Origin of the sequence: Candidatus Pelagibacter sp. HIMB1695 (genome assembly GCF_052047655.1) — a bacterium.
In the GTDB taxonomy this organism is placed as follows: Bacteria; Pseudomonadota; Alphaproteobacteria; order Pelagibacterales; family Pelagibacteraceae; genus Pelagibacter.
The window spans coordinates 316,754-330,545 of sequence record NZ_JBNAJT010000001.1; the positions used below are offsets into that span (position 1 = coordinate 316,754).

Sequence of the window (13,792 nt, forward strand, 5' to 3'; positions counted from 1 at the left end):
ATTTCTATAATTATGAGTAACTATTTTATAATACTAGCTTCAGGACAAAGCAAAAGATTTAATTCAAAAAAACCTAAACAGTATAATATTTATGAAGGTAAACCTTTATTCAAACACTCTGTTGATAAGGCTTTAAAGTCAAAACTTTTCAAAAAAATAATAATTGTAGTTAATAAAAAAAAAGAGGTTAAAGAAAAATTTCCAAAAAATGTTTTAATTATCATTGGCGGAAAAGAAAGATCTGACTCTTCATTGATTGCTTTAAAGTTTATTAAAAAATACAAACCTACCAATGTACTAATACATGATGCAGCAAGACCAAATTTTACAATAAATCTATTAAATAAATTAATAACTTCGTTAAAAAAATATAAAGCAGTAATACCTGCAATCAAATCTAAAGATTCAATTAAGTATAAAATTAAAAATCAAATATTCAATTTAAGCAGAGATAATTCTATTTTAACGCAAACCCCCCAGGCTTTTAAGTTTAAAGATTTATATAACTTATCAATAAAGCAAAAAAAAATAGTCACAGACGAAGCAACAATATTTATTGAAAACAATCTTAAAGTAAAATTTATTCAAGGTGAAAATTTAAATACTAAAATTACTTTCAAAGAAGATATGAAAGAAAAAAAAACCTACTATGGTGTAGGATTTGATATTCACAGATTAATTAAAGGTAAAAAACTTTATTTAGGAGGTATTAAAATACCTTATCACTCAGGATTAAAAGGACACTCTGATGGCGATGTAATTATTCATTCGATAATTGACTCGATATTGGGTGCAATGAGAAAAAAAGATATTGGAACTTTTTTTCCAGATAACAGTAATAAGTTTAAAAATATCAGATCTACAAAAATGCTGAAACCAATTATAAAGTTATTAAATTCAAATAATTATCATATCATTAATTTAGATATTAATTTGATATGTGAAAAACCAAAAATATCAAAATACAGAAATAAAATATTAAATTCGCTTTCAAATCTTCTAGATTTAAATAAAGATTTAATTAATTTAAAAGGCAAAACGACAGAGAAACTTGGATTAATTGGAAAAGAAAAAGCAATTGCTTGTGAAGTAATTTGCTCAATATCAAAATGAAAAAAATTAATGTTTTAATCTCAACTTTTTTTGGCTACGGATACTTAACGAAAATGCCTGGTACTGTTGCATCGATTGTCACAACAGTCTTTATTTATATAGCTTATGAAATTCTTGATTATACAAGTTTAAAATTCTCGATAGTATTTTTTATTATTTTGTTTTTTTACTCTTTTTATGCGGTCAAAGACACAGAGAGTGAATTTGAAAATAAAGATCCTAGACAAATTGTAATTGATGAAGTTTTGGGTCAATCAATGCCTTTGATACTTTTGCTATATTTAAATCAAACCAATCAAATCAATATTGCTATTGAATTTTATTATATTATTTCTTTATTATCTTTTAGATTTTTTGATATTTTAAAGCCATTTCCTGTAAGTTATTTCGATAAAAATTATAAAAATTATTTTGGTATAATTATGGATGATATAATGGCAGGTCTTTACTCAATGGTTGTAGTCTATTTATTTAGTTTCATATTTTGATGAATTTAAAAAAACTACATAAAAAATTGATAGATAAAAAATTAACAATTTCTGTAGCTGAATCTTGTACAGGAGGTTTGTTGGCTAGCAATCTTACTAAACTAGCAAATTCATCAAAATACTTTCAAATGGGTTTAATTACTTACTCTAATGAAGCAAAAATCAAAATCTTAAAAGTAAATAGAAATATCATTAAAAAATATGGCGCTGTAAGCAAAGAATGCTGTGAAGAAATGGTAAAGAATTTATCTAAAATTTCTAAAAGCAAAATTAATGTATCAATTACTGGTATAGCTGGGCCAGGAGGAGGATCAAAATTAAAACCAGTTGGACTTGTTTATATTGGGATTAAAACAGGAAAATATTTATTAATTTTAGAAAATAAATTTAAATCTAGGAACAGATCAACTATTCAAAAAAATACAGTAAGAGAAGTATTAAATAAAATTACAAAAATTATTTCTTAAAGATTTTCAGCTCTTTTTTGAAAAGCATCAGCTATTTTATTTAAACCAAATTGAAATGATTTTTCCATTATTAAATTCAAAAACTTATTTTTAATTTCAAAATCAACATCAAATTGAACTTCTGTTAAATTATCTTTTTCTACAAATTTCCAATTATTTTCAAGATGTTTTAAGGGACCATCAATATTAGTTACATGAATAGAGTCATTTTTTTTATCATATCTTACATCGCTTTTATAAGTATCTATAAAAGGTCTTTTACCAATGGTCAGATCAGCAATTATTTTTTTTACATCTCCCTCGTCATTGTTTTCATAAACTTTTGAGTCTATGCAAAATGGAATGAATTCAGGATACTTTTCAATATCTAAAACAAAATCAATTAATGTTTGTTTATCACGTGAGATGTGACGTGTAACTGATGCTTTAGGCATTAATTACTTTTTATTCTGTTTTGTTGTAACTTAGCAAAATCCTCGTCGGCATGATAAGAAGATCTTGTTAAAGGTGATGAGGAAACTAATAAAAATCCCTTAGCTTTTGCTATAGTTCCTAAATCATCAAATTCTTTTGGGGTATAATATCTATCTAATGGAAAATGTTTTGTTGATGGCTGCAAGTACTGGCCGATAGTTATAAAATCTACATCAGCTGCTCTTAAATCATCCATAACTTGCAATATTTCGTCTCTTGTTTCTCCTAACCCAACCATAATTCCAGATTTAGTAAAAATATTTTTATCAATTTTCTTTGCATTTTTTAAAAGTTCTAAGGATGCAAAATATCTTGATCCTGGTCTTACTTTTAAATAAAGACTAGGTACAGTCTCAATATTATGATTGAAAACATCTGGTTTGGCTTCAATAACTTTTTTATACGCTTCCCCTTTTCTTAAAAAATCTGGTGTTAAAACTTCTATAGTTGTATTTGGATTTAATTTTCTTGTTTGGTTAATCACATTATAAAAATGTTCAGAACCTCCGTCGTCTAAATCATCTCTATCAACTGAAGTTATTACAACATGTTTTAAATTTAACTTTTTTACAGCTTCTGCAATTTTAACTGGTTCTAATGAATCTAAATTTCCTGGAACACCAGTTTTAACATCACAGAAAGCACATGCTCTTGTACAAGTATCACCCATTATCATAAAAGTTGCGTGTCTCTTACTCCAGCACTCAGTAATATTTGGACAGTTTGCTTCCTGACAAACAGTTACTAAATTATTATTATTAACTATTGTTTTCGTTAAAAAAAATTCTTTGCTATTTGTAAGCTTTGATCTAATCCAATCTGGTTTTTTTTTAATTGGATTTATCGGCTTATTTTCTTTTTCAGGATGTCTACTTTTCATCTTTTTTAATTAAATAAATTGTTTCACCTTTTTTACCAAATAAAAATCTTTCTCTAATTAATATTTCCACATAGTCTAAATCTAGATTTGTACTTAATAGAGAATTTTTATGATCTGTATCCTCTATTTTCTTAATTAATAATATCTCTTCTTTTTTCAAGTCAGACAAAAGTTCTTTTTTTTCAAAATACGAAAAAAGCCCTCTTTCTCCAGAAACTAAATTAAATATAAAATAAAATATTAAAAAAATTGATGTTAATAAAAAATAATTTCTTTTTATTAATCTTAACATTAATTGATTTTATTCATTCTTGCCTTATTTCCAAGTTCTTCTTCAATACGAATTAATTGATTGTATTTAGCAACTCTTTCTGAACGTGCTAAAGATCCTGTTTTAATTTGATTAGAATTTGTTCCAACTGCTAAATCAGCAATGAATGTATCCTCACTATCTCCAGATCTATGAGAAATTATTGTTTTATAACCAATAGTTTGAGCAAATTTAATTACATCTAGAGTTTCAGAAACAGTGCCTATCTGATTAAGTTTAATTAATATGGAATTAGATGAAATATTTAAAAATCCTTTTTTTAATCTCTCAAGATTTGTAACATAAAGATCATCTCCCACAATCTGAACTTTGTTCACAGAACGCATTAATTTATTCCAAGCCAACCAATCATTTTCTGCAAAAGGATCTTCTATAGATTTAATTTTATATTTCTTAATAATTTTTTGATACTCTTTGATTGATTTTTCAACAGAAACAAAATTTTTTGAATGGATTGAATATTTATTTTTTTTTAATAGTTCATTTGCAGCTACATCCAAACAAATTGAAACATCTTTACCATTAACAAATCCAGATTTCTTAATTGCAGAGACAATCAAATCTAGAGCCTGATTGTTGCTACTAATCATTGGTGCAAAACCACCTTCATCACCAACTGATGTAGAATAACCTTTGTTTTTTATTAAATTACTTAGGTTTTTAATTACAACAAAACAAATCCTCATTGCTTCTGAGAAACTTTTTGCTTTATCTGGTCTTATCATAAATTCTTGAATTCTAAGACCATTGTTGGCATGGGCTCCACCATTAATAATATTCATTAATGGATAAGGTAATTGAAAATTATTTTTTAAAAAAAATGTTTTATACAAAGGTAGTTTTTTTACTTTTGCAGAAAGTTTTTTTACAGACATTGATACTGCGAGCATAGCATTTGCACCTAAATTGGTTTTTTGTCTCGTGCCATCTAAATTAATTAATAAGGCATCAATTCTCTCTTGATTATGAACGCTTTGGCCTTTTAATTTTTTTGAAATTTTTGAATTTACTAATTCAACAGCTTTTAAAACACCTTTACCTAGATACTTCTTATTATTTTTATCTCGTTTTTCAAAAGCTTCATAAGTTCCAGTTGATGCACCTGATGGGCATATAGCAGATGCACTCAAATTATTTGTATAAACCTCAGCTTCTACAGTTGGATTTCCTCGACTGTCAAAAACTTGCCGCGCTTTTACTTTTGTTATTTTACTCACTTAATAAGCTTATCAATTTCAGTTAACTGTTTTAGTAAATTTTCTAGTTTATCTAGAGGAACCATGTTAGGTCCATCAGATGGTGCATTATCAGGATCTTGATGAGTTTCTATAAATACACCAGCAACCCCAACTGCAACAGCTGCTCTTGCAAGATACTCAACAAATTCTCTTTGACCACCAGAAGACTCTCCTTGTCCTCCAGGTTGCTGAACTGAATGCGTTGCATCAAAAATAACTGGATAACCATTCTTGGCCATAATAGGTAAAGATCTCATGTCAGAAACCAAAGTGTTGTATCCAAAACTTGCACCTCTTTCAGTAACAAGAATATTTGAGTTTCCTGAGTCTGATATTTTTTTTGTAACATTTACCATGTCCCAAGGAGCTAAAAATTGACCCTTTTTAACATTTATAATTTTATTTGTTTTTGCAGCAGCAATTAAAAGATCAGTTTGCCTACAAAGAAAAGCTGGAATTTGTAAAACATCAACATGATTAGCAACTACTGAACATTGCTCTGAATTATGAATGTCAGTCAAAATTGGAATATTTAATTCTTTTTTAATTTTGTCAAACACAGGCAATGAAGCTTCCAAACCAGCACCCCTCTTACCTTTTAAACTTGTTCGGTTAGCTTTATCAAAAGAAGTTTTATAAATAAAACCTAGACCATATTTGGAAGTTATTTCTTTTATTTTTCCAGCCATATCCATTGTATGTTGCTCTGTTTCAAGCTGACATGGACCAGCAATGATACAAATTTTTTTGTCGTTTGAAATTTCTATGTTCCCACAATTAACTGTAATACTACTCATTTGTGATTTTTTGCTGCTTTGATAAATGAAGAGAATAAAGGATGAGGAGATAAAGGTCTAGATTTAAATTCAGGATGGAACTGAACTCCAATAAACCAAGGATGATTTTTAAGTTCAATTATCTCAGGAAGTTTATTGTCTGGTGATAAACCAGAAAATATTAGTCCATTTTTCTCAAATTTTTCCTTAAAAGAAATATCCACTTCATATCTATGTCTGTGTCTTTCTTTGATTAATTTTGATTTATAGATATCTCTAATTTTAGATTTATCTTTTAAAATTGCATCATAAGAACCAAGTCTCATTGTTCCACCTAAATTTTTATCTGTACCTTTAACTTTTTTTCCACTTTTTTCCCACTCATTCATTAAACCAATTATATGAACACCACCTTTATCAAACTCAGAAGAAGTTGCTTTTTTAATTTTTAATTTATTTCTAGCAAATTCTATTATTGCCATTTGCATACCGTAACAAATACCTAGGAATGGTATTTTATTAATTCTTGAATATTTAATTGCTTCAATTTTTCCCTCAGTTCCTCTTTTTCCAAACCCTCCTGGTATTAGAATACCTGAAACATTTTTAAGTTTGCTTTTAATTTCAGAAACTTTTAGTTTTTCTGAATCAATTCTAACTAAATTTACCTTAAGGTTGTTTGTAATTCCTCCATGAGTTAAAGCTTCATCTAATGATTTATATGCATCTTTTAATTCTACATACTTACCTATTATCGCAATATTAACTTGTTTTTTTGTATTAAGTGTAATTTTGGTAATTTTCTTCCAAGGATTTAAGTTATTTGATTTTTTAGATTTTATTTTAAAGTAATCTAAAACTTGAACATCCAACTTTTCTTTGGCAAAACTAATTGGTGCTTCATAAATTGTTTTTACATCAACTGTTTCAATTACATTTTTAATATCAACATTACAAAATAGAGATATTTTTTTTCGATGCTCTAAAGGTATTGGTCTTTCGGATCTACAAATAATTATGTCGGGTTGAATACCAATACTTCTCAATTCTTTTACGGAGTGTTGTGTTGGTTTAGTTTTTATTTCATCTGATGCTTTTAAATATGGAACTAAAGTTAAATGAATAAATAAAGCATTTTTTTTCCCAATATCATTTGAAAATTGTCTTATAGCCTCAACAAATGGTAAGCTTTCAATATCTCCTACAATTCCACCTATTTCGCAAATTACAAAATCTTCTTTTGACGTATCGTATTTAATAAATTCTTTAATTCTATCAGTTATATGTGGAATAACTTGTACTGTCTTTCCAAGATATTCTCCTTTTCTTTCTTTCCTCAGAACATCGCTATAAATTTTTCCTGTAGTAATATTATCTGTTTTCTTTGCAGTAACTCCTGAAAATCTTTCATAGTGACCCAAATCTAAATCTGTTTCAGCACCATCATCTGTTACAAATACCTCTCCATGCTGGAATGGGCTCATTGTTCCAGGATCTACATTTAAGTAAGGATCTAATTTTCTAAGTCTAACTTTGTAACCTCGAGATTGTAGAAGATAAGCTAGTGATGCTGATGATAAACCTTTTCCAAGGGATGAAACCACGCCGCCAGTCACAAATATATATCGCGCCATGGAATTATCTTATAGCTAATAAAAAAAGAAATAGGAAGTATTAATTAATTATTTTCAGGAATTGATGGAGTATCTTCAGTTTTTTCTTCTACTGTGTCCAAAACTGATCCTGTGGGCGTTAATTCTGCTCTTGAAATTATTGTCAGCGCTAAGCTACAAATGATAAATAAAGTTGCAACTATTGCAGTTGCTTTGGTAATAAAACTTCCAGCTGATCTCGATAGCATGAAATTTTCTTGTGAAACGCCAATACCTAAAGCGCCACCCTCTGATTTTTGAAGTAGCACAAGCACAACTAAAATAAATGCAAGTATGATGTTAATTACAAGTAATAATGTTTCCATGTGGGACTAATTAATGGTTTTTTTAATTATATCAATAAATTTCTTTGGATTTTGTGATGCTCCACCTATTAAAAAACCATCTATGTCAGGAATTATTTTTAATTGATCAATATTTTTACTGTTAACAGAGCCTCCATATAAAACTTTTGGAGATTTTTTTCCAAATTTACTTTTTATAAATTTAATTGATTTAGACAGTTCCTCTGATGAAGGAATTAAACCAGTTCCAATTGACCATACTGGTTCGTACGCAATAATTATATCATTAATTTTTTTGATAGATTTTAATCCTTTGTTTAATTGACTATTTAAAACTTGATTAGTTTTTTTATCTCTTTTTTGTTTTAGAGTTTCACCAATACAAAAAATAATTTTTAAACCAGACTTAATTGAATTTTTTATTTTAAGATTAATTAGCTTATCATCCTCTCCAGCTATTCTATTTTCGGAATGACCCAAGATCACATATTTAGCTCCAACACCTTTAAGCATTCTTGCATTAACCTGACCTGTAAAAGCTCCATAATCTAAACTTTGATGAGAATTTTGTGCACCAACCTCAATATTAGTTTTACTAAGTCTCTTTGAAATTGGACGTATTAGAGTATTTGGAGGACAATAAATTAGTTTGAACTTATTTTTTTTATAACTTTTCGAAAATTTAATAACTTTATCCAATGAATTTATGGTTTTTAAATCACCAAACATTTTCCAATTAGCTATAAAATACATATATTTATTTGTCTTAATTGACTTTTTAATCTATAGATTTGTTTTTTACAGATCAATAAATTTTACACTATGTTTAACACTATAAAAAATTTAGGTTGGAAAAAATCTGGAGGATTTTTGGTGATGGCTTTTGTTGCTTTTGCTTTTATCTTTGGAGGTTTTGGTGGAGGCTTTAGCACTAACAATCAAAATAATATTGCTAAAATAAATAAAACTAACGTTACCACTCAAGATTTCATGGACTATGTTAATCAAAGTGGAATTTCACAAGAAGCAATAAGAAATAATTTAGACAACAACATTATAGAAGAATTACTATCAGGACTTATTTCAACAACTTTAATTGATCTAGAGATTGAAGATTTTAAACTTTCTATAAACGAAAAGACAATTTTAAAATATTTAAAAGACAATAAAAATTTTAAAGACGAGAATGGTGCTTTTGAAAGAATTAAATACGAAAAATTTTTACTTTCAAATAATATGTCTGCTCCTTTGTTTGAGTTAAAATTAAAAAATCAAGGTTTACAGAAACACTTATTTGATTTTATTGGTGCAGGTACTGTTACCCCTGAATTTTTAATAGAAAGTAAATTTGAAGAAAACAATAAATCATTATCTATTGAATACTTCGATATGGAAAATTTATATAAGATTAAAGATGATTATACATCAGATGAAATCAACACATTTATTGAAGAAAATAAAGATCAATTAAAAAGAGAATATATTGACTTCAAATATGTAGTTTTAAATCCAAAAAATTTAATTGGAATTGATGAATTTAATCAAGATTTTTTTAACGAAATTGATTCAATAGAAAATAAAATTTCTCAAAATGAAAGTTTTAGTTCAATCATCGAAAACATAAATGTGGATGTGAATAATATCAATGAATTTGCTCCAGATGAAAACACTAGTACGAACGAAAAGTTAATTTACTCTAAGAAATCAAACAAATTAGATATATTTGAAAGTGGCGATAATTATATTCTTTATAATATAGAGAATGAATATGATCGTTCGCCAGATCTAAATGATGAGATAGTAAAAAGTGAAATTGTAGAACTTATTTATCAAAAAGGTAAATTTGATTACAATAGAAAAATAATTGAAGAAATACAGAATGATGTATTTAATGAAAGTAAATTTATAGAGTTAAGTTCAGGTAAAATCCAAACTGGATCAATTAATTCAATTAGTGATGATGGGCTGTTTGAAGTAAATTCAATTAAAATGCTCTACTCATTACCTCAAAATTCTTTTGCTTTAGTAAACAATACTAATAATCAAATATTTTTAGTCAAAATAAAAGATATAAATAAAAATACTATAAATAAACAAGGTGAGGAATATAAAGGATTTGTAAATTCACAAAATACAAACAACAGAAAAAGTATTTTACAATCTTACGATACCCTGTTGAATAATAAATATCAGGTTCAATTGAATCAAAAAACTATTGATAGAATTAAAAACTATTTCAAATGATAATTAATCGAAGCTTCAAAGATTTTAAGTTTCGACATAGAAGCAAAAAAAATCAGATTATATACACTTCTAAAAAAGTAAATTCTGATGATGAAGTCATAAATTTAATTGATAATTTTTTAGAGGAAAAAAATAGTTTTATATTTGAGTCTGTTGAAAAAGGAAAAATTAAAGGTAGATACACAATTTTTGGTAAAGATCCTGATAAGATATGGGAGTTCAACAACCAAAAGTCATATTTAATCACTGATAATAAAAAAATCATTCTTAAAGATAAACCAGACGAGTTAATAGAAAAAATTATTGAAAATTTTAAATTTGATACACCTAAGAATTTACCTAAGATTTGTTCGCTAATTTCAGGTTATTTTTCATACGACTCTATTAGGTACATAGAAAAAATTCCTAACTCATGTAAAAATGATCTTAATTTACCTGATGTAAGATTGATGAGACCAAGAACCTTGGTTATTCATGATAATTTAAAAAAAGAAATATTTTATATAAGTAATGTTTTTAATGATGAAAAAATTAAAAATTATCAAAAAAAGTATGACTCTATAAAAACTGATCTATTTAAACTATTAATTCAATCATCGATCAAAAATATTGATACAAAAAGAGTATTAAAAGAAAAAAAAATTAAAGTTAAATCAAACACATCTAAAAATAAATTTCTTGCAATGGTTAATAAAGCTAAAAAATACATTAAACTTGGTGATATTTTTCAAGTTGTTTTAAGTCAAAGATTTGAAGCAAAATTAACAAAAAAACCTTTAGAAATTTACAAAAAACTTAGATTAACTAACCCCTCTCCTTTTATGTTTTACTTCAATTTTAATGACTTCCAAATTATTGGGGCAAGTCCAGAAATTTTAGTAAGACTAAGAGATAATAAAATTACAGTTAGACCAATAGCAGGTACTAGACCAAGAGGAAAAAACAAAAAAGAAGATCTTTTTTATGAAAAAGACCTTCTTAAAGACAAAAAGGAACTTTCTGAACATTTAATGCTTTTAGATCTAGGAAGAAATGATGCTGGTAAAGTATCAAAAATAAATACTGTAAAGGTAACTGAGAGTTTCATAATTGAGAGGTACTCTCATGTAATGCATATAGTTTCCAATGTAGTTGGAGAGTATAATAAAAAGTTTTCAAAATTTAAATCACTGTTGGCAGGGTTTCCTGCTGGTACTGTTTCTGGTGCTCCTAAAATAAGAGCAATGGAAATTATTGATGAATTAGAAACATCGAAAAGGAAAGTTTACGCTGGTGGAATTGGATACTTTTCTGCTAATGGTGAATTTGATACTTGTATTGCATTAAGAACAGCTGTAGCCAAAAATAAAAAATTCTATGTACAAGCTGGAGCAGGTATCGTGGCTGATAGTAAGCCTACAAACGAATATGATGAAACAGTGAACAAGGCGAAAGCTTTGATAAATGCTTTAAGATAATGAAAATATTATTAATAGATAATTATGATAGTTTTACATTTAATCTTTATCATTACATTTCTTCATTAGATGTAAAAGTTGATGTCATAAGAAATGATAAAATTAACTCTAAAGAAATATTAAGAAAAAAATATGATAAAATTGTTATTTCACCTGGACCTGGAAATCCAAATCAATCTGGTAATTGTATAAGCATTTTAAAATCATTACATAAAAAATTGCCCTTTTTAGGTGTTTGTCTTGGACATCAAATTATAGGTCAAGTTTTTGGATCTAAAATTATTCAAGCAAAAAAATTAATGCACGGAAAAACTAGCAAAATTAAGTCACAAAAAATTGGGATTTTAAAAAATCTACCTCGTACCTTTGAAGCTACAAGATATCATAGCTTAATTATTGATAAAAAAACTCTTTCGAAAGATTTAGAGATTACAGCTGAAACTGATGATGGGGTAATTATGGCTATCCAACATAAGCAATTTAATATTCATGGTGTACAATTTCATCCAGAAAGTATTAAAACTAAGATGGGAATTAAAATTTTAAAAAATTTTATAAATTATTAATTTTATGGAAAAGATTTTAGAAAAACTTAAAAATAAAGAAAATTTAACCTTTGAAGAGAGTAAATCAGCATTTGAAATTTTAATGACTGGTAAAGCTGATGAGGATCAAATCTATAATTTTTTAACACTTCTGTCTGAAAAAGGAGAAGTTGCAGATGAAATTGCTGGAGGTGTTTATGTGCTTAGAGAAAAATCTAAAAGAGTAAACGTTCAAGATTGCATAGATACATGCGGTACAGGTGGTGACGGTATGAACACTGTTAATATATCAACTGCATCAGCCTTACTTTTAGCTGGTATGGGTATAAAAGTTGCAAAACACGGCAATAAAGCTGTATCTTCAAAATGTGGATCTGGAGATGTGTTGGAGGCTCTTAATATTAAAATTGATTTAGAGCCGGAGGAAATTGAACAAGAGATAAGCAATAATAATTTTGGTTTTATGTTTGCTCCAAATTATCATAGTGCTATGAAATTTGTAGGTCCTGTAAGAAAGAAAATTGGTAAAAGAACTATATTCAACATGATTGGTCCTTTAAGCAATCCCGCTCTAGTAGAAAGACAGGTTGTTGGAGTATTTGATAAAAAATTATTAAAAATTTTTGCAGAGGGATTAAAAAATTTAAATATAAAATTTGCATGGATAGTAAACAGCGAAGATGGATTAGATGAAATATCACCTTATGCAAAAACAAATATTATACAATTGAAGAATGGAGAAATATCTGAAATCTTGGTTGATCCTAATTCAATTGGTGTAAATGCAGAAAAATTTGAGAATTTAATTGGTAATGATGCAAAATTTAATGCAGATAAAATGATTGAAATATTTAAAGGTAAAGATAATGATTTTTCAAAAGCAGTTTGTTTAAATGCTGCAGCTGGTTTAATCGTTGCAGAAAAGTTTGTTGATTTTAAAGAGGCCTATAATCACGCAAGACAATTCATTCTTTCTGGTAAAACTTTTTTACATTTGGAACAAATACAAAATGTCTGAAAACGTTTTAGAAAATATAATTAAAAAAAAAATCGAAAAAATTGATAATCTAAAAAAATCAATAGATCTTAAAAAATTAGATGAATTAATACAAAAAAATAAATCATACATAAATTTTAAAGATAAAATTGAAAATAATTTAAAAGAAAATAAAACCTCAATTATTGCTGAAATAAAAAAAGCAAGTCCTTCTGCAGGTGTTATAATTGAAGACTACAATCCAGTAGAAATTGCTAATATTTATTTAAAAAATAATGCTACTTGTTTATCAGTTTTAACTGAAGAAGATTATTTTTTAGGAAATTTAATCCATATAAGCAAAATAAAAGATAAGGTTAATTTACCGATATTATGTAAAGATTTTTTTATTGATACTTTTCAAGTACCACTTGCCAAAAGTTATGGTGCAGATGCAATTCTGATTATTTTAGCTGGTGTATCAGATGAACTTGCAAACAACTTATATCAAGAAGCGTTGAAATTAGATATGTCGGTAATAGTAGAAGTGCATACTATTGAAGAGGCTCAAAAAGCATTAAATTTTAAAGATGCACTAATTGGTATTAACAACAGAAACTTAAAAACACTTAAAACAGATATAAATACAACCTATGATATCTATAATGTTGTTAAAAACCATAAAGGACCTCTAATCTCTGAGAGTGGTATTAAATCTAAAGAAGAATTATTAGAATTAAACAGCAAGACTTCAATTAATACTTTTTTAATTGGTGAATCACTTTTGAAAAAATTGGATGAAAATTCAATTTTTTCAGTTTTGTAGTCAATTTAAGCCCTATTTTA

Annotated in this window: 16 protein-coding genes; 8 read left to right on the forward strand and 8 right to left on the reverse strand. The window is 27.0% G+C overall.

Annotation, left to right across the window (positions count from 1 at the left end; translation table 11 throughout):
* Positions 1-12 precede the first annotated feature (12 nt).
* The 3 genes from ispF to ACTTAX_RS01805 are packed head-to-tail and all read left to right on the forward strand — an operon-like array spanning position 13 to position 2,068.
* The gene (ispF, locus tag ACTTAX_RS01795; protein ID WP_440692380.1) at positions 13-1,113 is read left to right on the forward strand and encodes a 2-C-methyl-D-erythritol 2,4-cyclodiphosphate synthase; all 1,101 of its coding nucleotides are present in this window, start codon (positions 13-15) and stop codon (positions 1,111-1,113) included.
* Positions 1,110-1,601 carry a phosphatidylglycerophosphatase A family protein gene (locus ACTTAX_RS01800; RefSeq protein WP_440692382.1) on the forward strand — a complete coding sequence of 164 codons (492 nt, stop codon included), beginning with the start codon at positions 1,110-1,112 and terminating at the stop codon, positions 1,599-1,601. The genes ispF and ACTTAX_RS01800 overlap by 4 nt, the downstream gene beginning before the upstream one ends.
* Complete coding sequence (locus ACTTAX_RS01805) at positions 1,601-2,068, forward strand: CinA family protein (protein ID WP_440692384.1); 468 nt, start codon at positions 1,601-1,603, stop codon at positions 2,066-2,068. The genes ACTTAX_RS01800 and ACTTAX_RS01805 overlap by 1 nt, the downstream gene beginning before the upstream one ends.
* Here ACTTAX_RS01805 and ACTTAX_RS01810 read toward each other — a convergent pair.
* The 8 genes from ACTTAX_RS01810 to tpiA are packed head-to-tail and all read right to left on the reverse strand — an operon-like array spanning position 2,065 to position 8,477.
* The gene (locus tag ACTTAX_RS01810) at positions 2,065-2,502 is read right to left on the reverse strand and encodes a type II toxin-antitoxin system RatA family toxin (protein WP_440692386.1); all 438 of its coding nucleotides are present in this window, start codon (positions 2,500-2,502) and stop codon (positions 2,065-2,067) included. The two genes, ACTTAX_RS01805 and ACTTAX_RS01810, sit on opposite strands and share 4 nt — an antisense overlap.
* Positions 2,502-3,422, reverse strand: a complete 921-nt coding sequence (gene lipA, locus ACTTAX_RS01815) for a lipoyl synthase (RefSeq protein ID WP_440692388.1) — start codon at positions 3,420-3,422, stop codon at positions 2,502-2,504. Before lipA ends, ACTTAX_RS01810 begins: the two co-directional genes overlap by 1 nt.
* Positions 3,412-3,714 carry an FtsB family cell division protein gene (locus ACTTAX_RS01820; protein ID WP_440692390.1) on the reverse strand — a complete coding sequence of 101 codons (303 nt, stop codon included), beginning with the start codon at positions 3,712-3,714 and terminating at the stop codon, positions 3,412-3,414. Before ACTTAX_RS01820 ends, lipA begins: the two co-directional genes overlap by 11 nt.
* A complete protein-coding gene (gene eno / locus ACTTAX_RS01825; protein WP_440692391.1) occupies positions 3,714-4,970 on the reverse strand; it encodes a phosphopyruvate hydratase in 1,257 nt (418 codons plus the stop codon). The genes ACTTAX_RS01820 and eno overlap by 1 nt, the downstream gene beginning before the upstream one ends.
* Positions 4,967-5,788: a 3-deoxy-8-phosphooctulonate synthase gene (gene kdsA, locus ACTTAX_RS01830; protein ID WP_440692393.1), complete on the reverse strand. Its 822-nt coding sequence runs from the start codon at positions 5,786-5,788 to the stop codon at positions 4,967-4,969. The genes eno and kdsA overlap by 4 nt, the downstream gene beginning before the upstream one ends.
* Positions 5,785-7,401 (reverse strand): CTP synthase, encoded by a 1,617-nt coding sequence (locus tag ACTTAX_RS01835; RefSeq protein ID WP_440692395.1) that lies wholly within the window; start codon positions 7,399-7,401, stop codon positions 5,785-5,787. The genes kdsA and ACTTAX_RS01835 overlap by 4 nt, the downstream gene beginning before the upstream one ends.
* A gap of 44 nt (positions 7,402-7,445) precedes the next feature.
* Positions 7,446-7,745 (reverse strand): preprotein translocase subunit SecG, encoded by a 300-nt coding sequence (secG, locus tag ACTTAX_RS01840; RefSeq protein WP_075506676.1) that lies wholly within the window; start codon positions 7,743-7,745, stop codon positions 7,446-7,448.
* Between the two features lie 6 nt (positions 7,746-7,751).
* Positions 7,752-8,477 (reverse strand): triose-phosphate isomerase, encoded by a 726-nt coding sequence (tpiA, locus tag ACTTAX_RS01845; RefSeq protein ID WP_440692397.1) that lies wholly within the window; start codon positions 8,475-8,477, stop codon positions 7,752-7,754.
* A 69-nt stretch (positions 8,478-8,546) separates the two neighbouring features.
* On the opposite strand from tpiA, the gene ACTTAX_RS01850 reads away from it, so the two are divergent.
* Genes ACTTAX_RS01850 through ACTTAX_RS01870 form a run of 5 tightly spaced genes read left to right on the forward strand, consistent with a single transcriptional unit; the run spans position 8,547 to position 13,772 of the window.
* Entirely contained in the window at positions 8,547-9,968 is a 1,422-nt protein-coding gene (locus ACTTAX_RS01850) for a SurA N-terminal domain-containing protein (RefSeq protein WP_440692399.1), read from the forward strand.
* Entirely contained in the window at positions 9,968-11,425 is a 1,458-nt protein-coding gene (gene trpE / locus ACTTAX_RS01855; protein WP_440693743.1) for an anthranilate synthase component I, read from the forward strand. Before ACTTAX_RS01850 ends, trpE begins: the two co-directional genes overlap by 1 nt.
* Entirely contained in the window at positions 11,425-11,991 is a 567-nt protein-coding gene (locus ACTTAX_RS01860) for an anthranilate synthase component II (RefSeq protein WP_440614431.1), read from the forward strand. The genes trpE and ACTTAX_RS01860 overlap by 1 nt, the downstream gene beginning before the upstream one ends.
* A gap of 4 nt (positions 11,992-11,995) precedes the next feature.
* Positions 11,996-12,988, forward strand: a complete 993-nt coding sequence (trpD, locus tag ACTTAX_RS01865) for an anthranilate phosphoribosyltransferase (protein ID WP_440692400.1) — start codon at positions 11,996-11,998, stop codon at positions 12,986-12,988.
* On the forward strand, positions 12,981-13,772 hold the full coding sequence (locus ACTTAX_RS01870) for an indole-3-glycerol phosphate synthase TrpC (protein ID WP_440692402.1): 792 nt from the start codon (positions 12,981-12,983) through the stop codon (positions 13,770-13,772). Before trpD ends, ACTTAX_RS01870 begins: the two co-directional genes overlap by 8 nt.
* Positions 13,773-13,792: the final 20 nt, after the last annotated feature.

Excerpts from the sequence above, each read along its gene's own strand:
- kdsA (WP_440692393.1), bottom strand. The coding sequence starts at position 5,788 with ATGAGTAGTATTACAGTTAATTGTGGGAACATAGAAATTTCAAACGAC.
- ACTTAX_RS01835 (WP_440692395.1), bottom strand. The coding sequence starts at position 7,401 with ATGGCGCGATATATATTTGTGACTGGCGGCGTGGTTTCATCCCTTGGA.
- ACTTAX_RS01800 (WP_440692382.1), top strand. The coding sequence starts at position 1,110 with ATGAAAAAAATTAATGTTTTAATCTCAACTTTTTTTGGCTACGGATAC.
- ACTTAX_RS01860 (WP_440614431.1), top strand. The coding sequence starts at position 11,425 with ATGAAAATATTATTAATAGATAATTATGATAGTTTTACATTTAATCTT.
- ACTTAX_RS01810 (WP_440692386.1), bottom strand. The coding sequence starts at position 2,502 with ATGCCTAAAGCATCAGTTACACGTCACATCTCACGTGATAAACAAACA.
- trpD (WP_440692400.1), top strand. The coding sequence starts at position 11,996 with ATGGAAAAGATTTTAGAAAAACTTAAAAATAAAGAAAATTTAACCTTT.
- ACTTAX_RS01870 (WP_440692402.1), top strand. The coding sequence starts at position 12,981 with ATGTCTGAAAACGTTTTAGAAAATATAATTAAAAAAAAAATCGAAAAA.
- ACTTAX_RS01820 (WP_440692390.1), bottom strand. The coding sequence starts at position 3,714 with ATGTTAAGATTAATAAAAAGAAATTATTTTTTATTAACATCAATTTTT.
- ACTTAX_RS01805 (WP_440692384.1), top strand. The coding sequence starts at position 1,601 with ATGAATTTAAAAAAACTACATAAAAAATTGATAGATAAAAAATTAACA.
- secG (WP_075506676.1), bottom strand. The coding sequence starts at position 7,745 with ATGGAAACATTATTACTTGTAATTAACATCATACTTGCATTTATTTTA.
- ispF (WP_440692380.1), top strand. The coding sequence starts at position 13 with ATGAGTAACTATTTTATAATACTAGCTTCAGGACAAAGCAAAAGATTT.
- ACTTAX_RS01850 (WP_440692399.1), top strand. The coding sequence starts at position 8,547 with ATGTTTAACACTATAAAAAATTTAGGTTGGAAAAAATCTGGAGGATTT.
- tpiA (WP_440692397.1), bottom strand. The coding sequence starts at position 8,477 with ATGTATTTTATAGCTAATTGGAAAATGTTTGGTGATTTAAAAACCATA.
- lipA (WP_440692388.1), bottom strand. The coding sequence starts at position 3,422 with ATGAAAAGTAGACATCCTGAAAAAGAAAATAAGCCGATAAATCCAATT.